Origin of the sequence: Alkalihalobacillus sp. FSL W8-0930, from assembly GCA_037965595.1 — a bacterium.
Taxonomy (GTDB): domain Bacteria; phylum Bacillota; class Bacilli; order Bacillales; family Bacillaceae_D; genus Alkalicoccobacillus.
On the sequence record CP150183.1, the window covers coordinates 1,285,050 to 1,305,738 of the forward strand.

Genomic DNA, 20,689 nt, shown 5'->3' on the forward strand with positions numbered 1-20,689 from the left:
GTGGTTGAATCAGCACTTAGGGAGTACATTAGAGCAACCAATACCCATGATTTTAAAGAGGTCGCAAAATGCCTGCATCCAAGTGCGATGTATTGGTTTAGTGATGAAACATGTACTAGTTTAGAAGACATTAAAATGTACTTTGAACGTGCTTGGAAGGCCATGCCTGATGAAGTATATCGAGCAAATGAAATTGTATGGCTCTCTAAGGATATGAAGAGTGCAAGCTGTACGTACTCATACCACTACGAGGGGCACATCAATGGCATTTTAACAGTTGGTAATGGCAGAGCTACAAACGTATTCATTTTTGTTGAAGATCAATGGAAGCTCATTCACGAGCATTTAAGTCCGTCACCGAATGAGTAAGCACTTGATGGATTCTATCAACTATAGATGGCGGTAGTGGCTGCGTCAGTGCATTTTGTAAAAGGGTTGGCTTTAATACGCCATGCTTTTGAAAGTAATCTTCAATTAAAAGCGCTTTACTTTCTCTGTTCGGCATAAGCAGGTAAAGAACATACCAGTCTTCGAGCGAACTAAGTGGACATGGGAAGCGTTCTGATATTTCTACGTGTAGAGGACTGATATACATACCTATTTCATGCTTAACGCCAAAGTCAGCCATGACGTCTACGCCGATTCCATTTATACGAAACTGAGAAAAGTAAGTAGAAAAAAGGTGAGGATGACTAGACTTTGGTTGTTGCTTTTCACCTAATGTCTCTAGTACTTGAAGAAGTCTGGGTGCATCACTTTCTGTTACTAACAAATCAATATCATTTGGAGTCGTTTCAAGTCCTCGAATTGAAAGCATAAGTGATCCGCCTACTGCCCATGTTATGTTGTGGTTATTCAGTTGTTCGGTGATCTTCAGTAAAGTAGGTTCCATCATCATCCTCCTAAACAGGTAATACTCCATACTTTTGTAAAGCAAGCGTAATTCCGTCTTCAGTCGAGGACGTGGTCACAAAGTCAGCGATAGATTTTAGCTGATCGTTTCCATTCCCCATAGCAATGCCCGTTCCAACTGTTTTGATCATTTCTACATCATTTGAGCCATCTCCAAAAGCAATCGCCTCGGATGCTTTAATACCAAAGTAAGAAAGTACGTTCTTGATAGCAATTGATTTATCAACATCCTCTTGTAGAACATTACAAATAGAAGAGTGCCAGCGACTAAACATAAGCTCTGGGAATCTTTCTTCAAAATGCTTACTGCCAGCCTGATCTTCGTATAAACACATTAAGTATACATCTTTTTCGTGAATCAATGGATCATGCTCAGGATAGTCATCTAACAACAATGTTTCATACAGTGCCGTTTGAATTCTCTCATTTTTAACCCCGTTCATGCTGAGCCCTTCAGTAAAAAACAATAGCCCAGAATCATGGTGTTTTGCATAGTCATGAACATCTCTTAAGACATTTGAGTCTAATACATTTTTATGAATCACGGTTTCCTTATGTTTTACGTACGCACCATTTGCTGTAATAAAGGTTTGGATGCCCAAGTTTATCAATTGGTTACACATAGACAAAGGCCGTCCGGTAGCTGCAACAACATGAATTCCACGATTAATTAGTGCTCGCACAGTATGCTGTGTGTTTATAGGAATAGTGCCATCTCTATGGTCCGTTAACGTTCCATCTACATCAAAGAAAACAATCTTCTGCACGGCGAATCTCTCCTTTTTAGCGGTCACTCTATTTATACCACTTGTGATAAAATTAGGAAATGGAATTAAGAGAAAGGGAGAGATACAAATGAGACCTGAATTAACAAAAAATTGTCGAGTAGAAGAATTTAAACAATACTATTGGCTAAAGGAAGAGTTGCAAACGTTTTGTAGAGAGCATGGATTGAGTGCTTCTGGTTCAAAGCAAGAAATTTCAACCCGCATCCTACACTTTCTAGAGACAGGTGAAATTTTGAAGCCTCAAAGAAAGGCAAACGTTCGTAAAACGACTTTGAGTACTCATGCATTAAGCTTGGATACGGTAATTACACAGGATCATCGATGCAGTCAAGAGGTACGAGCTTTCTTTAAATCAGTGATTCCTTCTTTTCATTTTTCTACAGCTATTCAATCATACTTCAAAACAAACGTAGGAAAAACGTATCGTGATGTGGTGGAATATTGGTATGAGGAGGACAAGCGTAAGAAGGATCCATCTTATAAAAAAGAGATATCTCCGCAGTTTGAATACAACCAGTATATTCGCGATTATTTTGCTGATCCGGCAAACAAGGGGAAAAGCCGGGAAGAAGCAATCAAAGGCTGGAAGAGGATGAAGCAGACTCCAGGGAGTAATAAATATCTATTTAAAAAGTGAAACGCTCTCACTCCACAATACGTAAATACTCATAGAAGGTGATTCTTTGTAGGAATGAGACGAATGAAGGCAGAGTACTTTGGTGATACCGCAGAAAGCTTACAGAACACTACGTTCTCAAAAATGGTAGGTGGAAGGATTCATCCGAGCTATCGATTTCGGTTTAGTGGGTCAATTGAATTAAAAGAGGATCAATTATTGATTGAGAATTGGGATGACCTTAATCTAAAAGACATCAACTCAATTTCATGTACATTTGATAAGAATTTCACTAGGTTCACAACTAACTATGATATACGGTTAGGTGTCTTCACAAAGGGTGAGCCTTTAATCATCCAAACCGATCAGCAAACTTATTATCTAATGATCAATTGGAGCTTCTTTTCAGGATTTATAGATAACCAAGAATGGTTTCGTTGTCTAAATAAGAATATTGGGAAGTCATATTTATAGAAAATACTTTTCGATCAAACGGTTTCCTCTCTATCCTTCTTAAATTTATCCCTAAACAACTTAATAATCGCAAAGACTAAAAAGTATCCTGCAGCAGAAAGCAACCATTCAACAAGTTGAAAGGAAATACTTTGAAAAGTAAATAGCTCCCACCTGGCTGGCTCTTCACCTTCAAAACTATAATAATCCATAAACTGAACGGGGAATCCGTACGAAATGGTTGTCATATGTTCGGTTACATATCGACTGGGTGGAGCGATTAAGACTGAAATCAATGCTAGACCTAAACAAATTAAATAGATTCGACCTAAAGACATAGGATCACCCTTTTTGTTTTTTAACAAATTTGATCAAGGAGAGACAGAAAAATGAGTCAATGGCGTAAAAGAGATCTCATCATTCGACTAGTAATTGGCTTACCACTTATTACAATTTTACTCATCTATATGAGCATCGCCGGTGAACATTCATTTCCAGCTAGTAATTATATTGTTTCATTTGGACTTTTATTTTTATTTGTTGCATTAAGCATTAATTCATGGATGCATGAGAAATACGAACGTGCAATGTGGGGATTTATTTTAAGCGGTTTGTTTCTTATCTTCCTTCTGGTTACTATTTTTTCATTATAACAGACATTAAGGGATAATAAGCCAAAATGTGTGAATTGTAAGGGGGAGACCTGTTAAGCTAACAATAACTTATTGAAAAGAAGGGGATTACATGTCTAAACAAGATCTTGGTCATCACGTAGGCTGGAATTTCGACAATACGTATATTCAGTTGCCGCAGAATTTTTATAGCCTTTTGGAACCGAATGCTGTAAAAGAGCCTGATCTCGTTTTACTAAACGAGAGCCTTGCGAATTCGCTAGGACTTCAATTGAATCATCTCAAAGAGAAAGAGCAGGTAAACGTGTTAGCCGGAAATGAAATTCCTGAAGGAGGCCATGCATTAGCACAAGCGTATGCAGGACACCAATTCGGAAATTTCACCATGTTAGGTGATGGACGAGCTCTACTAATCGGTGAACACATCACACCTGAGGGAGAACGTTTTGATCTTCAGCTCAAAGGGTCCGGACGAACAGTTTTCTCAAGAGGCGGAGATGGACGGGCTGCCCTTGGACCCATGTTAAGAGAGTATGTGATCAGTGAAGCAATGCACTCCTTAGGCATACCTACGACCAGAAGTCTCGCTGTCGTAACAACTGGTGAACTCGTTCTTCGTGAGATTGGCTTACCAGGAGCTGTTATGACCCGAGTAGCCTCCAGTCACCTTAGAGTGGGTACCTTTCAATATGCAGCAGCTAAAGGAAACGTAGAAGAGTTAAAGAAATTAGCTGATTATGCGATCCAACGTCACAATCCAGCTCTTGCATCAGAAGACAATCCTTACCTTGCATTTTATCGGGACGTTTTGAAGCGTCAGGCAAAGCTCATTGCCAAGTGGCAGTTGGTTGGATTTATTCATGGGGTTATGAACACTGATAACATGACAATTAGTGGGGAAACAATTGATTATGGACCATGCGCGTTTATGAACACGTATAAGCCAGATACGGTCTTTAGCTCAATCGATGTTCAAGGAAGATACGCCTATGGAAATCAACCTTATATCGCAAATTGGAATTTGGCACGATTTGCAGAAACGCTACTGCCGCTTATTGAGGAAGACCAGGAAAAAGCAATTGAGCGTGTTCAGGAAGAGCTGGCTACGTTTAAAACAACGTATTTGAATTACTGGTATGAGGGGATGAGCAAGAAGCTTGGTCTATTTACCATTGAAGAGAGTGATCAAGAACGAATTGACCAGCTTCTCACCATAATGGAGTCTGTAGAGGCTGACTTTACAAATACATTCAGATCATTGACTCTAGATGATCTGAGAGAAGAATCTGCACTCTCGTGCTCAAAAGAATTCTCTGGATGGCATAAGCAGTGGAAACAAAGACTGACACGTCAACCACAATCAATAGAAGAAGTGCAACAGCTTATGAAGCAGCATAATCCGGCGGTCATTCCTAGGAATCATCGCGTGGAGGAAGCATTAGATGCTGCTGTGGAAAAAGGCGACTATTCAGTATTAAACAAGCTCTTACATGTTTTAAAGGAACCATTCGCTTATTCATCTGAACAAGAAGCGTACAAACAAGGGCCGGGAGATGAAGGAAAAGACTATCGGACGTTCTGTGGAACGTGAAGGGAAAGAGTCTGGAACAAAACTATAAATTAATTTGAAAAGGCGAATGATTCGATTGCAGAATCATTCGCCTTTCGTGATTAAATTTGAACAAGCGGAGGAAGAACCCGATACTCCTACGGAACAGAACGCGGTGAAGACACTGTAGCGGTGCCCTTTCCGCGAAAGGGGCTGAGGCCGTTCCCGTGGAAAGCGAGGGATTCTTCTGTAGCGAATTATTTGCTATATTCGTGTTTTATCCGCTACATTCAAGTTATGCCCCGACTTCTTTTTTGTTTTTCTATGCGATGGTGAATGGGTTAATATGTTAAAATGAGTGAACGATCTTGAAAAAAAGGAAGAGTGAAAATGAAGAAAAACATTTATGTTGTTGGAGCGGTCATTGTAAAAGAACAGCTTATTTTATGTGCACAGCGTGGAGACTCAAAAGCACTACCTTATATGTGGGAGTTTCCTGGAGGGAAAATAGAAGAGGGAGAAACTCCAGAAGAAGCGCTAGCGAGAGAAATTAAAGAAGAAATGAAGTGTGACATTAAAATAAACGATAAGATTGAAACGACTGTTTATGAATATGATTTTGGCGTAGTTCATTTAACGACCTTTTACTGCGAATTAGTAAAGGGAACTCCTGTGTTAACCGAACATAACGAAATCCGGTGGTTACCTGCTTCAAGACTGCATGATTTAGACTGGGCACCAGCAGACATTCCTGCAATTGATAAGATAACAAAACAAATGTCATGAACGTAAATACATAGTTAGGCAGGGTGCATATGTACAACTTCCTTGAGAACTTAGAAGCTTCTTTGCATAAAGGGTTTGTGAATCAGAATCATAAAAAAGCGACAACGTATCATCCTCAATTATTAGTTAATCATTCGAGTGTGAGCAGAAGTGTACTTGATACGTTAATCAACGAGCTCGAAACAAGTCAATCGTTTATATTTTCAGTAGCCTTTATTACCGAGAGTGGTCTTGCCACATTAAAGTCTGTTTTGTTGGACCTTAAAGAAAAAGGGGTAAAAGGCCGTATCTTAACATCAACGTATTTGACATTTAATCAGCCAAAGATTTTCAGGGAACTTATGAAAATTGAAAATGTAGAAGTGAGATTGACGAGTCTGAAAGGATTTCATGCAAAAGGATATATTTTTGAAAAAGAGTCTCACTATTCCTTAATTGTCGGGAGCTCTAACCTAACCGCCCATGCATTAAAAGTTAACTATGAATGGAATGTTAAACTTACGTCCCATGAAGATGGAGAAATTATTCATCATTTTAAAGATCAATTTGAACACGTATGGAGCGTTTCAGAGACATTAACCAAAACATGGATAGAAGCGTATGAAAAACATTATGCCCTAGAAAAACAACGTCAAGAAATTGAACAAGTAATAGAAATGCCAGTTCCCTATTTGAATACAATAGAAGAAGCTGTTCGAATTGAACCTAACAAAATGCAAGAAGCAGCCTTAGCGGAAATTCAAGCTCTTCGAGATGCAGGAAAACAGACGGGCCTTGTTATTTCCGCTACAGGAACGGGAAAAACTTTTCTCTCAGCTTTTGATGTGAGGAAATTTGCACCTAAGAGAATGCTATTTATCGTACATCGCGAACAGATCCTGCACAAAGCGAAAGAAGATTATAAACGAGTACTTGGTGGAATGGATGAAGAATTTGGTGTCTTGAGTGGAACCTCTAAAGATATAGAAAAGAAATATCTATTTGCCACAATCCAAACGATTTCAAAGCCTACTATCTTAAATCATTTTAATCCGGATACATTCGATTACGTATTAATAGATGAAGTACATAAAGCTGGAGCTTCTTCATATGCAAGGGTGATGGAGTATTTTAAGCCTTCTTTTTTAATGGGGATGACAGCTACTCCTGAGCGAAGTGATGATTATAACATCTATTCACTGTTTGATTATAATGTGGCGTACGAGATACGTCTTCAAGAGGCATTAGAAGAAGAGATGCTTTGTCCGTTTCATTACTTTGGAGTTACTGAGCTTGAGGTTAATGGTTTAGTCATTGATGACTCAACAGCGATTAATCAATTGGTAACCGAAGAGCGTGTGAAACATGTTATTGATAAAATAAATTATTATGGATATTCCGGGAAGCGCGTTCATGGTCTCATGTTCTGCAGTCGTAAAGAGGAAGCGCATTCTTTGTCCAATGCCTTAAATACATATGGGTACCGAACGGCTGCACTGACTGGTGAGCATTCTCAAAGTGAACGTGAACAAAGAGTAAAAGAACTTGAAGCAGGTGAACTGGATTACATTCTTACAGTGGATATTTTTAATGAGGGAATCGATATCCCCTGTGTCAATCAAGTCGTCATGCTGAGACAAACGGAGTCTAGCATCATTTTCATTCAACAACTGGGAAGAGGATTGAGAAAGCATCGTTCAAAAGAGTATGTGACCATAATTGATTTTATAGGTAATTACAAAACCAATTATCTTATACCCATTGCATTATCTGGAGATCAGTCCTTAAATAAAGATACAATTAGAAGAAAAACAAAAGATACAAGCTATATTAGAGGCGCATCTACAATTAATTTTGAGGCGATAGCCAAAAGCAGAATCTTTCAAGCGATTGATTCAACTAAATTATCCACTATGAAGGTGCTAAAGGAAGCATACATCGAGTTGAAGAACAGGTTAGGAAGAGTGCCATATCTTAAAGACTTTCTTGAGCATCATTCGGTAGATCCAGAGGTTTTAGTTGGTAAAGGTAACTATTATGAATTTCTTGTGAAGACGCGGGAAGAAGTACCCTTATTATCTAGTTATGAAAAGCAAGTTTTAACAATGCTTTCACAAGAAATCTTAAACGGAAAAAGGCTACACGAAGTCATTTTATTTGAGATGCTTTTAGAAAAAGAATATGTGTCTCACTCTGAACTTAAAGAAGCTCTGGCAAAAAATCAATTACGAACAGATGATAACACTTTACATTCTTTAAAAAGACATGTCGACTTGACGTTTCATGCTCAAGTGTACCGTAAAAAGTACGGGGAAGAACCGATTGTTATCTCATCAACGGAGGGCAATTCCTTTAGTAATAAGGTAAGCAATTGTTTATCGACAAATGCTTATTTTTATCGAATGGTAACCGATGTTCTGAGAAGCGCTAGAATAAAAAATCAAAGATATTCAAATCATTTACCACTAACACTATACGAGAAATATTCACGAAAGGATGCTTGTAAGCTATTAAACTGGGAAAACGATGAAAGTTCAACCATTTATGGCTATAAGACTAAACACCAGACTTGTCCGATCTTTGTGACATATCACAAACAAGAAGATCTTGATAAAAGTATTAGCTATCATGAAGAATTTTTAAATCAAGAAGTTTTAAGATGGAGTACAAGAAGTAAGCGTACAACGGCTTCAAAAGAAGTAATAGAGATTATGAATGCCGATGAAGAAAACATAGATTTGCATTTATTTGTTAAAAAAGATAACGATGAAGGAACAGACTTTTACTACTTAGGCAAGGCACGTTACGAAAAAGAAAGCGCCGTAAATACTAAAATGCCTGGCAAGGATGGTCAATTGCTTGACGTGGTTCATATGGATTTAGTCCTTGAACATAAAGTTGATGACAAACTCTATTCTTATTTAGTAGAAGGGACGTCAAACGGATGAAGCCTCTAACCTACACAAAAGGTCAATTTCTTATCACCACAGATAAAGACAAATTAGATATCAACGCTATTTATCAATTTCTATCAAATAAATCCTATTGGTGGCCAGATGATACCCCGAAGGAACTCATTACCGAGGCCATTCAGCACTCCATTCTTTGTTATGGTGTTTATGTAAAAGAGGAGGGTGAAGAGGGTCTTAAACTAGTTGGCTTCGCCCGAGTCATTTCAGATTTTGTTCGGTTTTCTTGGCTATGTGATGTCTTTATTCTTCCTGAATTTCGCGGAAATGGCTTAAGTAAGTGGTTACTTAGTGTGATTGTTGAGCACCCGAAGCTTAGTGGAACTCGCTTTAACCTAGGAACAAACGATGCTCATGGTTTGTATGAACAGTTTGGATTTCAGTCTTTACAAAAGCCTGAGAACAGAATGGAACGTGAGATGGATTGGGAGAAGATAAAGGTAGGGGACGAGAATTAGCCGTTTTATTATATAAAAATACCTAGGAGGTTAAAAAATGAAAACGTTTGAGGTAGGTATTTTACTTTTTAATGGTGTAGATGCATTGGATTTTGTTGGACCGTATGAGGTTTTTAACATGACGACATTCCATGAAAAAGACTTGAAGAAGCTCTTAACTAGTCATCTCGAACATAAACCGTTTAATGTAAGTAGTGTTTCGCTTGATGGAGAGAAAATTGTAGCGAATCATGGATTAGAAATATCTCCTCAATATAGTTTTAAAACAGCACCGACGTTCGATATTCTTATTATTCCTGGAGGGACTTTAAAGACTATACAAACGGTTGTGAATAATAACGAAATCCTAGAGTGGATCAAATCAAATCAACAAGCTTTAATTGGCTCAGTATGTACAGGAGCGATTGTATTAGCTGAGGCAGAGTTATTGAATACGAAAAAAGCAACAACAAATCGTGCCGCGTTTAAACTTATGGAGAGATCCTACCCTGAAATTTCGCTAGTGAAGGATGCTAAGTATGTAGACGCAGGCTCAATTATTACTTCCGCTGGGGTTTCTTCTGGAATAAATATGGCATTATATCTTGTTGAGAGGCTGTTTGATGTAGAAACAGCCACTAGGACAAGAGAAACTATTGAGTTTGATTAATATAGGATAAAGCACAACTTAATTGGAGGGTTCTTTGCCATGTATTATTTCTTTTGTAGGGCTGAATACACCATTAATCCAAATAGTCCAATAAGCGTTCCTCTAATAAATATACCTGTGAAATAAAGTGCGGTTCCACTCTCTTTGGGTAGATATTTTGCAGAATAATAGGAAACTGCACCTGCCAACCAAAAGAAAAAAAAGACTCCAATCCATTTTAGCCATTTGTTCCTTTTTGATTTGCTTTTAATACGATAGGTTTCTACTCTAGATAGAGTAAGAATTTCAGTATGTTGATCTTGATAACTAGTTATAGTAATGCACCTCAGTTTTTTTATGGCTTTCATTCTTAAACATTATACTAATATTAATAGATAATTAGTTAGTTTAATGTAAGTAAAAACCCGGGGACCTCAACACAATAAATCAACTCTTCTCTGAAATCTGAGTTAGTAATAACTGAAAGAGCTTCGGTGTAACTGAAAAAACGAATATCTAAGCTTTCAGAGTTTAAAGTTGGTTCTCCACTAATCACAATTCCTTTCCAAAAATAATTACAAACAGCTTTCGATTGTTCATGGGACATTCCACAGAAAGAATGAATTTCAACATTAAAGCCTGTTTCTTCTTTAACTTCCCTTATAGCAGCCCTTTTAAGGCTTTCATTATTATTAACGTGCCCACCAGGAAGTTCCCATCCTCGTTTAGGATCTTTCTTAAGTAGAATGTGTCCATCATCGTTATAAATAAATGCCGCTGAAGTGAAAATAAATAACATCGTTTATCACCTTAAGTTTAAATTAATTTTATTCCATCGGAGGTATGCATGAACAAAGTTTTAGTAATGGGTGGAACGGAATTCATAAGTAAAGCATTAGTCGTTGATTTAATAAAAAGTGGGTACAGTGTAGATTTTGTAACGAGAGGTCATAAGAAGGTAGATTTTCATGGTTTTAATAAACACCTTATTGCGGATCGAAAAGATAAACGTGCTCTAAGAAATATTTTTAAAGATAATGTATACAATTACATTTTTGATGTTTCAGGTTACACAAAAGAAGATGTAGAAAACGTAGTAGAAAGTGTTGATCAGAGTTGTCTGAAACGATACACCTTTATAAGTTCAGGAGCAGTCTATCTTTCATCAGAAACGTTACTAATAGAGACGAATGATCGAGGGTTTAATCCAAATTGGAAGGATTATGGTTACAATAAGAAAAAAGCTGAGGATTATCTATCAGAATTATACAATAAAACAGGCTTTCCTTGTGTGATCTTTAGACCTTCCTACGTATATGGAGAAGGCAATAATTTAAAAAGAGAAACTTTCTTATTTAGCAGAGCAGATCGATCAATTCCAATAGTTATCCCTTTGTCCGGAGCTGCGTTTGTACAATTTATACATATCCATGATGTAATAAAGGTTTTGTTAGCAACAATGGACGATGTGCAAGTGAACGGAGAAGCTTATAATTTAACTCATCCTGAAGAAGTTGATTGGCTAACGCTTGTGAAGACAGTTAAACAAGTAGTTAACAAGGATTTTAATGTAAAGGGAATCACAAAAGAGACAATGGATCATTTAAATATAACTTTAGGTTCGTTTTTTCCATTTAGAGACCTTACTTATTTACTTGATATTTGTAAATTGAGTGAGTCAGGCTTGCCGGTGCCATCCATTTCATTAGAAAAGGGACTTGCAAGGACCTACAAGTGGTATTTAGAGCAAAATCATTTAATTGACACTGTTTTTAAAAAGGAATACGACAAAGTAATCGCTGCTTCAAAAACAATAGATGATGAATAAAAGAGAACAATTCCTAGGGAAATCACTAGCCATGCTAACCTTACTTTTATTCTTAACTCATATCTTCATCCTATTAACCTACTGGCCTGAACTTCCGCATGAGATCCCAATTCAATCTAGTGAGACAGAAAGTAAGTGGCTGTTATGGTTATTACCTATGCTTGCAATTGGATTATGGTTGTTCATCCATATACTCACGCGACACCCTGAACGGCTCAACTATATTGGGCTTAATGAGGGGAACAGGCATATAATGTACGCAAAAGGTAGGCGTATGAGTTTGATCCTGAAGCATAGTGGGACTCTATGTCTTTTATTTGCTAATCAGGCGTTTTTACATTCTATCACAGATCAGAGTCAGCTCCTGCCGTTAACGATGACAATCGTACTCGGTATCATAACAACACTTTATCCGGTTTCTTTTCTTGTGTGGTCTGTTTCCGCACAAGCAAAGAATTAAGAGCCTGGGACAACACTAAAATCAATACGAAATTGGCGAATGATTTGATGATCTAATCATTCGCCATTCTTGTTATTGAGAAATCAAGCGAGGGATTCTCCTGTAGCGGATATTGTGCTCTGTTCGTGTTTTACTATCTACATTAAAGCTGACTCACTCTTTTTTTAATATTGAAATGTAACTGACATCACTTCGGATCGGCTGCCAATGCGAATTGCCGGTCCCCAGAAACCGAATCCAGATGTAGTAAATGAATGAAGCTGATCGCGCTGTAGGTAGCCCCAATCATTTTCATAAATCATGCTTGTAATCAGATTTGCAGGAAACACCTGGCCTCGATGCGTGTGCCCTGAAACAATCAGATCCACCCCCGATTCGTGAGCTTCACTAATCTCTTTTGGTTGATGGTCAATCATAATGACTGGCAGGGAATCATCGACTGCTTCCATTAAGGAGGAGATTGATTCTCTGTTTTCATCCGTTTCATCTTTTCGGCCAATAATCGTTAATTCATCATTAACTGTTACGGCTTCATCCATTAAAAAATGAAATCCGATGTCTTTAAACTCATCTCGTAATAAGAAGAGATCGCCACCATAGTAGTCATGATTTCCCGGAGATACATAAACCCCTAGTGGAGCTTCTAACTGTTTCATTGTTTCTGTTAAATTATTAGCCATATAAGGAGAAAAGCTATTCTCGATAATATCTCCTGCAAGGAGGATGAGATCGGGCTGTTCTTCTTGGACGAGCTGCACAAATCGTTCCAAGTGTCTCACGCCAATGACTTCACCAAGGTGGAGGTCTGCTGCGATTAAAAGCTTAACTTCTTCTCCCTGCATTGCTTTTGTAGGATTATTAAGCTCAATTGTATAGTTTCTTACGGTAGGGTTCCATGCGTTAAATGAACCGTAGATCATCACAAAAGTAAGAAACGCCAGCGTGACAACCCCACTCCATTTTTTCAAACCGGTGTTCTTTTTGCTTAAAAAATATACGAGATTAATGACTGGAAGCAGAACACACAAGTATCCAAAGATGATAAGCCAATAGCCACCTATCAATTCTAAAATTCTTGAGGTGAAAACCATTGCCAGCATATAAGCAGAAGATAAAAAGGCAAGTATCACGCAATAGGTTTTAAACCATTTAAAGCCTAGCGTTGATTTGGCCCATTTCCAACCATTGTATCCGATATAAAAGTTGATTGCTGCATACACAATTATGAAGATGATAAGTCCTAATGTAGTATTCATTCATATTCTCCTGACATGTACGATCTATGATTCTTTATTAGTATAACGAATGTTAGGTATGCAGGATAGAATGAACATGCAGTAAAAAGTGAAGATTTTCCAAAACTTAGTGATTGTCAATATGAAAATTTTACCGGTATAATAGATTTAGGGAGGTGGTTGTTTGAGAACGGCAATATCGGCGGCTATGGTTGGAGCAAAGTGCGCAGAATGGTATCGCTTCATGATTGCTAGAGAGATAGATCAATCCATTGCGATAAAAGAAGAAATTACAATGATGCTATCAGACATGGAACAAAGTGATAAAGTCTTGGCCTACTACTCATTGCTGGAATTCAGACATCAACTGCTACTTCAAGAGTCAAAGAGTGAATCACACTCACATTCTTCTGTCGGAACCCTACAACAATCCGATCCCTTCTTAGAGTTTTTGTATTATTTTATGAATGGCCAAAACGAATTCTACTGTAATCGTTTTAAATCAGCGATCCGATTGTACGTTAAGGCTGAGGCTTTGCTTGAGCACGTGACGGATGATTATGAACGAGCTGAGTTTTATCAACGGATTGGTGAAGGATATTATCGTATTAATCAATACACATTTGCGGTTTCCTATATAGAGATGGCATTGGCGATATTTATAAAAGACGAATCATATAAAGAAAAAGTTCTATACGCTGAGCTAGTATTAGCAGCGATTGATACGGAAATTGTTCGATATAATGAAGCCGAGGCAAGATATCAACGCATTGTGAAAGATTCTTTTGATTTTCCTTATGCGCATTCGCTTATTTTAAGAGGTCTTGGAATTAATCGGTTACGGCAAAACCTCCAAAACGAAGCAAAGGATTATATGGAAAGTGCGCTTGCTATTTCAGACCATGAAGATTCAATTATAGGTATAAAAACAAAGGCTGATTTGGCGTTTATTAAGTTACGTTTAAAAGAAAAAGGTGCGGAAAGATTACTTTTGGAAGCTGAGCAATTAGCATTTGAACAAGGAAACATTGAGTATCAGGCAAGGTGTTTGGTTTGTCGTCATCTTCATGTCACTCCTGATGAGGAAGCTGTAAGTAAAGGTGTTCAAATGCTAATTCATGAAGAATTATATTTTGATGCTTCAGAGGTTTGTGAAGAGATCTCCTGTTTTTATGAAAAAAGAGGAAATCTTGAATTGGCGTTGAATTATATGAAAATAGCTAGAGATATGAATGTTCTTCAATATACATTAGGGAGTGATTAACTATTAAGAAATGGACAAGCGCACTTTGTTTGACCATTTTGTTAATCGGTATTTCAACAGGATTCTCTCACCATGTGCATGCTACTGATAACAATTCGGTCCAAGAGGTAAGCATTACAGGTAAAGTAGATACCGGTAGAGAGAAGCCATAGTTGTATTTCCTTATTAACGTCCTTTCGCGAGGGCGCTTTTTATTTGCTTTTTTCTTCCTTTTCAAGTTCGAGTTGTGCTTTTGCTCTTGTGTAGTTAACAATTAAGCGCCATATAACAAATGCAATCATGATGGCAGAGACGATGATTTTCACGGGGAGGTTCCAGTTACCTCCTGGCACAATAAAGATAAGTGCAACTAGAATGAGAACAAATGGAACCAAGAGTAAAGTCCGATAAAAGCGTTCCTTAGGTTGGAGTGTCATTAAGGCGTTTTCCATATCCCTTCTAAACATGAGCAGTCTCCTTTCATTTCATCCATATGCTTCCATACCCGTTTCACTCAAGTTCACACCTGAATTCCGGTGTGACCGAACAAGGGGTATGTGCTAAAATAGAAATAAATGTTCGCATAGGAGAGGTTGTACTTTTGATTGATTACGTAAAAGGAACGCTTGAAGCAATTGACACGCAGTATGTGGTCATTGATCATCATGGGCTTGGCTATCAGTTATATTGTCCTAACCCATATATATATCAACATGAGCTACATAAGATGATTCAAATCTTTACACATCATTATGTGAGAGAAGACCAGATTCGTCTATTCGGCTTCCCTACTCGCAAGGATCGTGCGCTTTTCGAGAAGCTTCTAAACGTCTCGGGAATCGGACCAAAAGGTGCACTAGCCATTTGTGCATCAGGCCAGCCGGAACACGTTGTAGCGGCAATTGAGGAAGAGGATGAAGCATTACTCACCCGCTTCCCTGGTGTAGGTAAAAAGACGGCCAGACAAATTATATTAGACTTAAAAGGCAAGCTGATTGATTTTACCGATGACATGCCTTCCAAAGAGCCAAATTTATTCACACCATATACCGAGCCGAAAACAGATGCATTAGATGAAGCATTTGAGGCTCTTAAAGCACTCGGCTATGTAGATAGAGAATTAAAGAAAATTCGACCTAAGCTAGAAGAGGAAACGTTAGAAATTGATGAGTATATTAAAAAGGCGCTTCAACTTCTGCTTAAACGTTAATGAAAGGAGCGTGGGCACATGGAAGAACGCTTAGTTTCAGCTGAAAGCCAACCGCTGGAGGATTCAATTGAGGGCGGGATCCGGCCCCTAAGCTTTAGTCAATATATTGGCCAGGAAAAGGTCAAACGTAATCTTGAAGTCTATATTCAGGCGGCTAAGATGCGTGAAGAAAGTTTGGACCATGTATTGTTACACGGCCCACCTGGACTAGGTAAAACAACGCTGTCGGCTATTATTGCCTCGGAAATGGGCGTGCAAATGCGAACAACCTCCGGACCTGCCATAGAAAGACCTGGAGACTTAGCAGCAATTCTTACGGCTCTTGAACCGGGCGATGTGCTGTTCATTGATGAGATTCATCGATTAAATCGTTCTGTAGAAGAAGTGTTGTATCCAGCGATGGAAGATTTTTGTTTAGATATCGTGATTGGACAAGGACCAACGGCAAGGTCTGTCCGTCTGGATCTTCCTCCATTTACATTAGTTGGTGCAACCACTCGGGCAGGAATGATTTCTGCGCCGCTTCGTGATCGGTTCGGCGTTGTTGAACGATTAGAATACTATAATGAAAACGAGCTAGCAGACATCATTCGTCGTACAGCAGATATTTTTGTGACGGAGCTAGAAGAAGGTGCAGCAGAAGAACTGGCACGCCGGGCAAGAGGCACACCAAGAATCGCCAACCGTTTGCTAAAAAGAGTACGTGACTTTGCGCAGGTGGATGGCGAAGGAGTTATTACGTACGATTTGGCGACGGGTGCTCTTGAACGACTCCAAGTAGATAAGCTGGGCCTCGATCACATTGATGATAAATTGCTTCGAGGAATGATCGAAAAGTTCAGAGGCGGTCCAGTAGGGCTCGATACGATTGCTGCAACGATTGGAGAAGAGTCAGATACAATTGAAGATCTTTACGAACCGTATCTACTACAAATTGGGTTTATCCAGCGAACACCTAGAGGACGGGTTGTCACTCATTCGTGTTATGAGCATTTTAAACTTGAGGTGCCAGGTGAATGAATGAGGCTCCTAAGTTCCTGATTATAGCAGGAATCATTTTAGTTGTTGTTGGGGTGCTTTGGTATATAGGAGGTAAGTTCTTGCCTATTGGAAAGCTGCCTGGTGATATTGTGATCAAACGTGAGAATATGACATTCTATTTTCCATTAATGACCTCTATCATCGTGAGTGTTGTTCTTAGTTTACTGCTCTTTCTCTTTAGACGGTAAGAGCTTGATTTGACAAGATAAGTCCGTTATTCTAATGAAGGACTAACGAATGACTAGATAAAAAGGTGACATAGATATGAATGTAGAAGATTTTGATTTTGATTTACCAGAAGAACTCATTGCGCAGACGCCGCTTCTTGATCGAACGGCGTCTCGTTTGCTTGTGTTAAATAAGGAAACAGGACAAACAGAGGACCGATCCTTTTCTTCCATTGTTAAAGAGTTTAAGTCAGGTGACACGCTAGTTATTAATGATACCCGCGTGATGCCTGCACGACTCCGCGGCGCCAAGAAGGATACTGGTGCCGGGATTGAATTGCTTCTTCTTAAACAGGTAGAAGGTGATCGTTGGGAGACGTTAGCCAAACCTGCCAAGCGCGTGAAGGTTGGGACGGTTGTTGAGTTTGGAGATGGCTTGCTCAAAGCGACGTGTGTATCAGAGGGTGAGCAAGGCGGCAGGGATTTTGAGATGAGCTATGATGGAATCTTTCATGAAGTACTCGATCAGCTTGGTGAGATGCCACTGCCTCCTTACATTAAAGAGACTCTAGATGATCGTGAACGGTATCAAACGGTTTACTCCAAAAATATTGGCTCTGCTGCAGCACCTACGGCCGGCTTACATTTTACAGATGACTTATTGGATCAATTAAGACAAAAAGGAGTAAGTATTGCTCCGATTACATTACATGTAGGTCTGGGAACATTTCGCCCGGTGAGTGTTGATACCATTGAAACATATCAAATGCATTCTGAATTCTATCAAATGACTGCCGAAACGGCTGCGATTCTTCAAGCAACAAGGGAGCGTGGAGGCCGAATTATCGCCGTAGGAACAACATCTGCTCGTACCCTTGAAACCATTGCACAAGCTCAAACCGAGTTTAAGGAAGCGTCGGGGTGGACAGATATCTTTATTTATCCTGGGTATACCTTTAAGGCAGTTGATGCATTAATTACAAACTTCCATCTTCCAAAGTCTACACTCGTGATGCTTGTGAGTGCACTCGGAGGACGTGAAAACATATTACGTGCGTATGCTCACGCCGTACAAGAGAACTATCGCTTCTTCAGCTTTGGCGATGCCATGCTGATTAAGTAACAAGAGGGGACAAACGTATGACAGCTATTCGATATGAACACATCAAAACATGTAAACAATCGGGTGCAAGACTTGGAAGAGTCCACACCCCACACGGCACCTTTGAGACACCTATGTTTATGCCGGTTGGAACGCTTGCAACAGTAAAAACAATGAGTCCAGAGGATTTGCATCGCATGGATGCGCAAATTATTTTAAGTAACACCTATCATTTATGGCTTAGACCTGGTCATGAAATTATTCGTGAAGCAGGTGGCTTACACAAGTTTATGAACTGGGATCGTCCGATTTTAACGGATTCTGGCGGTTTTCAGGTATTTAGTTTAAGTAACTTGCGTAAGATTACTGAAGAGGGCGTTGAATTCCGTAACCACTTAAATGGTGCGAAGCTTTTCCTTAGTCCAGAAGGGGCTATGGAGATTCAGAATGCGTTAGGTTCTGATATTATGATGGCATTTGATGAATGTCCGCCATTCCCAGCTGAGCATGATTACATGAAAAAGTCTGTGGAACGGACAAGTCGTTGGGCAGAGCGTTGTTTAGAGGCGCATGCTAGACCACAGGATCAAGGACTATTCGGAATCGTTCAAGGTGGAGAATATGAGGATTTACGTAAACAAAGTGCTCGTGATCTCGTTTCTCTTGATTTTCCTGGATACGCCATAGGTGGATTATCTGTTGGGGAACCTAAAGACGTGATGAACCGTGCATTAGAATTTACAACACCATTACTTCCTTTTGATAAACCTCGTTATCTAATGGGAGTCGGTTCACCAGATTCATTAATTGACGGAGCGATCCGTGGAATTGATATGTTTGATTGCGTATTGCCGACACGTATTGCTCGTAATGGAACATGTATGACTAGTAATGGGCGTCTTGTTGTTCGTAATGCAAAGTATGCTCGTGATTTTGGGCCGCTTGATGAGAACTGTAGCTGCCATGTTTGCCAGAATTACTCAAGAGCCTACATCCGTCACCTCATTAAATGTGAAGAAACGTTCGGATTTAGACTTACTACTTATCATAACCTGCATTTCCTGTTAAACTTAATGGTGGACGTTCGCCAGGCAATTATGGAGGACAGGTTGCTCGACTTTAAGGAAGAATTTTTTGAGCAGTATGGGTTCAATAAGGCGGATGCTAAAAACTTCTAATTGAAATTTGTGAAACAGATGATAGCCTTTTCGATCTTTGTTTGGAACAGCTGACATCTTATACACCAGAAAGGGGGGAAATATAAATGGAACTAGCACCACTACTCTCCATCGTGCTGATGATTGTTGTTTTCTACTTTTTCTTAATTAGACCACAACAAAAACGTCAGAAACAAGTACGTGAAATGCACAGCGCATTGCAGCGTGGAGATAAGATTGTAACAATCGGAGGTCTTCACGGAACGATTGATGCGATTGACGAGGATACGGTTATCCTTCTAGTAAACGATAATCGTAAGCTAACGTTTGATCGCTCAGCTGTACGTGATGTAGCTAAAGATTAATAAAAAGTAAAAGCACAAGCTGAAATTAATCAGCTTGTGCTTTTTTATACTTAGGCCTTCATTAAGTTTACTCCGATCATTCCTCCTACAGCACCCGTCAATAGATATCCACCATGAAGCATAAACTGTGTACTCGTAAAGGCAACCTCGTACCCTAGAGTGGAAATGAGATAAGCAACTGCTGTAAAAAGTAGTGCGGTGAGTCCTCCAGCTAACCATCCTTTGGTTTTTGCTCTTGCACCAGATACAAATCCACCGATAAACAAACATAGAAAGGATAAAAATAGGATCAACCACTTTATGGATTGTTCGGTATAGCTTGTCAAACTCAAAAAGCTAGCAAGCAACAGACTGGCCATAATAGCGCCTGCCATAATGACAACTAATCCACTAAATACAGCTGGAAAAAATAGACGATTATTCATATAGTAGCCTCCTTCTTTTACATACCTATTGCTATGACTATATTCAGGCTTGGCTCAGCTTAGAATGATTTTGTCTAAATTAATCCGTTGGAAGATGCTACATCACATGCTTTCAAGTTTCTCAGGGGACAGTAGTGAATGTGAGGAGTGAGAAAAATGGTGCATCATCTTGCGCTAGCAGTTGCTACTTTTAGTACGCTTAGCTTATTTCAACTAATAAATCGATCAGAGCAGTTTCAACCGATGATCATTCTTAGTTTTACATTCATCTTATTGCTACTCAAACCAATTGTTAACACACCTAAAATGAGTGTGATTCTTCTTCTGTTAAGTTGTATTCCATTCATTTATTTAATCATGATGAAACACATTCACAAGCAAACCACGATGGAATTAAACGAACCAACCTTTACGAACCCCATTCCGATGCCTGTCATAATGGATGGACAAATTCAACACGCACAGCTCAAACAAATTGATCAAACCGAATTTTGGCTTCGTAGACAAGTCCGTGACCATGGATTTAAAGATATCAAACGCATCTCTTATTGCAGTGTCAGAGGGGATCAATTGTTTTATATTGATGTAAAGGATAAGAATTAGGTTAATGTCCGAGGGGATGAGCGTATACCGTTATACCCGTGCCTCCATATGCTACTCATGAACGCTGATAATGAGGAGGGAAA

At 39.0% G+C, this 20,689-nt stretch carries 26 protein-coding genes; 19 read left to right on the plus strand and 7 right to left on the minus strand.

Annotation, left to right across the window (positions count from 1 at the left end):
* Complete coding sequence (locus tag NSQ54_06805) at window positions 1-369, plus strand: nuclear transport factor 2 family protein (GenBank protein ID WYP27793.1); 369 nt, start codon at window positions 1-3, stop codon at window positions 367-369.
* On the opposite strand, the gene NSQ54_06810 is transcribed toward NSQ54_06805, so the two are convergent.
* Together NSQ54_06810 and NSQ54_06815 are read right to left on the minus strand one after the other, a co-directional pair.
* Window positions 332-892 (minus strand): hypothetical protein, encoded by a 561-nt coding sequence (locus tag NSQ54_06810; GenBank protein ID WYP27794.1) that lies wholly within the window; start codon window positions 890-892, stop codon window positions 332-334. The two genes, NSQ54_06805 and NSQ54_06810, sit on opposite strands and share 38 nt — an antisense overlap.
* A 10-nt stretch (window positions 893-902) precedes the next feature.
* Complete coding sequence (locus tag NSQ54_06815) at window positions 903-1,679, minus strand: Cof-type HAD-IIB family hydrolase (protein WYP27795.1); 777 nt, start codon at window positions 1,677-1,679, stop codon at window positions 903-905.
* An 88-nt stretch (window positions 1,680-1,767) separates the two neighbouring features.
* Here NSQ54_06815 and NSQ54_06820 point away from each other — a divergent pair, with 88 nt between their 5' ends.
* Entirely contained in the window at window positions 1,768-2,337 is a 570-nt protein-coding gene (locus NSQ54_06820; protein WYP27796.1) for a DUF6434 domain-containing protein, read from the plus strand.
* A 54-nt stretch (window positions 2,338-2,391) separates the two neighbouring features.
* Complete coding sequence (locus tag NSQ54_06825; protein WYP27797.1) at window positions 2,392-2,790, plus strand: hypothetical protein; 399 nt, start codon at window positions 2,392-2,394, stop codon at window positions 2,788-2,790.
* A gap of 14 nt (window positions 2,791-2,804) precedes the next feature.
* Here NSQ54_06825 and NSQ54_06830 read toward each other — a convergent pair whose 3' ends face one another.
* Window positions 2,805-3,107, minus strand: a complete 303-nt coding sequence (locus tag NSQ54_06830) for a hypothetical protein (GenBank protein WYP27798.1) — start codon at window positions 3,105-3,107, stop codon at window positions 2,805-2,807.
* Between the two features lie 51 nt (window positions 3,108-3,158).
* On the opposite strand from NSQ54_06830, the gene NSQ54_06835 reads away from it, so the two are divergent.
* From NSQ54_06835 to NSQ54_06860, 6 genes are all read left to right on the plus strand, one after another.
* Complete coding sequence (locus tag NSQ54_06835) at window positions 3,159-3,422, plus strand: hypothetical protein (GenBank protein WYP27799.1); 264 nt, start codon at window positions 3,159-3,161, stop codon at window positions 3,420-3,422.
* Window positions 3,423-3,513: 91 nt separating this feature from the next.
* Window positions 3,514-4,992: a YdiU family protein gene (locus NSQ54_06840; GenBank protein ID WYP27800.1), complete on the plus strand. Its 1,479-nt coding sequence runs from the start codon at window positions 3,514-3,516 to the stop codon at window positions 4,990-4,992.
* Between the two features lie 348 nt (window positions 4,993-5,340).
* Window positions 5,341-5,736, plus strand: a complete 396-nt coding sequence (locus NSQ54_06845; protein WYP27801.1) for a (deoxy)nucleoside triphosphate pyrophosphohydrolase — start codon at window positions 5,341-5,343, stop codon at window positions 5,734-5,736.
* Window positions 5,737-5,765: 29 nt separating this feature from the next.
* Complete coding sequence (locus NSQ54_06850; protein ID WYP27802.1) at window positions 5,766-8,663, plus strand: DEAD/DEAH box helicase; 2,898 nt, start codon at window positions 5,766-5,768, stop codon at window positions 8,661-8,663.
* Window positions 8,660-9,142 (plus strand): GNAT family N-acetyltransferase, encoded by a 483-nt coding sequence (locus NSQ54_06855; protein WYP27803.1) that lies wholly within the window; start codon window positions 8,660-8,662, stop codon window positions 9,140-9,142. The genes NSQ54_06850 and NSQ54_06855 overlap by 4 nt, the downstream gene beginning before the upstream one ends.
* A 37-nt stretch (window positions 9,143-9,179) precedes the next feature.
* Window positions 9,180-9,791, plus strand: a complete 612-nt coding sequence (locus tag NSQ54_06860; protein ID WYP27804.1) for a DJ-1/PfpI family protein — start codon at window positions 9,180-9,182, stop codon at window positions 9,789-9,791.
* 382 nt (window positions 9,792-10,173) lie between these two features.
* On the opposite strand, the gene NSQ54_06865 is transcribed toward NSQ54_06860, so the two are convergent.
* A complete protein-coding gene (locus NSQ54_06865; protein WYP27805.1) occupies window positions 10,174-10,569 on the minus strand; it encodes an NUDIX hydrolase in 396 nt (131 codons plus the stop codon).
* Between the two features lie 48 nt (window positions 10,570-10,617).
* Between NSQ54_06865 and NSQ54_06870 the strand changes: the two genes are divergently transcribed.
* Both NSQ54_06870 and NSQ54_06875 read left to right on the plus strand, forming a co-directional pair.
* The gene (locus NSQ54_06870) at window positions 10,618-11,598 is read left to right on the plus strand and encodes an NAD-dependent epimerase/dehydratase family protein (GenBank protein WYP27806.1); all 981 of its coding nucleotides are present in this window, start codon (window positions 10,618-10,620) and stop codon (window positions 11,596-11,598) included.
* Window positions 11,599-11,629: 31 nt separating this feature from the next.
* Window positions 11,630-12,058: a hypothetical protein gene (locus tag NSQ54_06875; protein ID WYP27807.1), complete on the plus strand. Its 429-nt coding sequence runs from the start codon at window positions 11,630-11,632 to the stop codon at window positions 12,056-12,058.
* A gap of 164 nt (window positions 12,059-12,222) precedes the next feature.
* On the opposite strand, the gene NSQ54_06880 is transcribed toward NSQ54_06875, so the two are convergent.
* On the minus strand, window positions 12,223-13,314 hold the full coding sequence (locus NSQ54_06880) for a metallophosphoesterase (GenBank protein WYP27808.1): 1,092 nt from the start codon (window positions 13,312-13,314) through the stop codon (window positions 12,223-12,225).
* A gap of 163 nt (window positions 13,315-13,477) precedes the next feature.
* Here NSQ54_06880 and NSQ54_06885 point away from each other — a divergent pair, with 163 nt between their 5' ends.
* Window positions 13,478-14,557 (plus strand): modification methylase CeqI, encoded by a 1,080-nt coding sequence (locus tag NSQ54_06885; protein WYP27809.1) that lies wholly within the window; start codon window positions 13,478-13,480, stop codon window positions 14,555-14,557.
* Window positions 14,558-14,748: 191 nt separating this feature from the next.
* On the opposite strand, the gene NSQ54_06890 is transcribed toward NSQ54_06885, so the two are convergent.
* Window positions 14,749-15,003 carry a hypothetical protein gene (locus tag NSQ54_06890; protein WYP27810.1) on the minus strand — a complete coding sequence of 85 codons (255 nt, stop codon included), beginning with the start codon at window positions 15,001-15,003 and terminating at the stop codon, window positions 14,749-14,751.
* A gap of 134 nt (window positions 15,004-15,137) precedes the next feature.
* Here NSQ54_06890 and ruvA point away from each other — a divergent pair, with 134 nt between their 5' ends.
* The 6 genes from ruvA to yajC all read left to right on the plus strand — a co-directional run bounded on the left by ruvA (window position 15,138) and on the right by yajC (window position 19,578).
* Complete coding sequence (gene ruvA / locus NSQ54_06895) at window positions 15,138-15,746, plus strand: Holliday junction branch migration protein RuvA (GenBank protein ID WYP27811.1); 609 nt, start codon at window positions 15,138-15,140, stop codon at window positions 15,744-15,746.
* Window positions 15,747-15,764: 18 nt separating this feature from the next.
* A complete protein-coding gene (ruvB, locus tag NSQ54_06900; GenBank protein ID WYP27812.1) occupies window positions 15,765-16,766 on the plus strand; it encodes a Holliday junction branch migration DNA helicase RuvB in 1,002 nt (333 codons plus the stop codon).
* A complete protein-coding gene (locus tag NSQ54_06905; GenBank protein ID WYP27813.1) occupies window positions 16,763-16,975 on the plus strand; it encodes a DUF2905 domain-containing protein in 213 nt (70 codons plus the stop codon). Before ruvB ends, NSQ54_06905 begins: the two co-directional genes overlap by 4 nt.
* A gap of 76 nt (window positions 16,976-17,051) precedes the next feature.
* On the plus strand, window positions 17,052-18,077 hold the full coding sequence (gene queA, locus NSQ54_06910; protein ID WYP27814.1) for a tRNA preQ1(34) S-adenosylmethionine ribosyltransferase-isomerase QueA: 1,026 nt from the start codon (window positions 17,052-17,054) through the stop codon (window positions 18,075-18,077).
* A 17-nt stretch (window positions 18,078-18,094) separates the two neighbouring features.
* The gene (gene tgt / locus NSQ54_06915; protein ID WYP27815.1) at window positions 18,095-19,234 is read left to right on the plus strand and encodes a tRNA guanosine(34) transglycosylase Tgt; all 1,140 of its coding nucleotides are present in this window, start codon (window positions 18,095-18,097) and stop codon (window positions 19,232-19,234) included.
* Between the two features lie 86 nt (window positions 19,235-19,320).
* Window positions 19,321-19,578, plus strand: a complete 258-nt coding sequence (gene yajC / locus NSQ54_06920) for a preprotein translocase subunit YajC (protein ID WYP27816.1) — start codon at window positions 19,321-19,323, stop codon at window positions 19,576-19,578.
* Between the two features lie 50 nt (window positions 19,579-19,628).
* On the opposite strand, the gene NSQ54_06925 is transcribed toward yajC, so the two are convergent.
* Window positions 19,629-20,003 carry a TIGR04086 family membrane protein gene (locus NSQ54_06925; GenBank protein ID WYP27817.1) on the minus strand — a complete coding sequence of 125 codons (375 nt, stop codon included), beginning with the start codon at window positions 20,001-20,003 and terminating at the stop codon, window positions 19,629-19,631.
* Window positions 20,004-20,159: 156 nt separating this feature from the next.
* Here NSQ54_06925 and NSQ54_06930 point away from each other — a divergent pair, with 156 nt between their 5' ends.
* Complete coding sequence (locus NSQ54_06930) at window positions 20,160-20,606, plus strand: YetF domain-containing protein (protein WYP27818.1); 447 nt, start codon at window positions 20,160-20,162, stop codon at window positions 20,604-20,606.
* The last annotated feature ends 83 nt before the right edge of the window (window positions 20,607-20,689 follow it).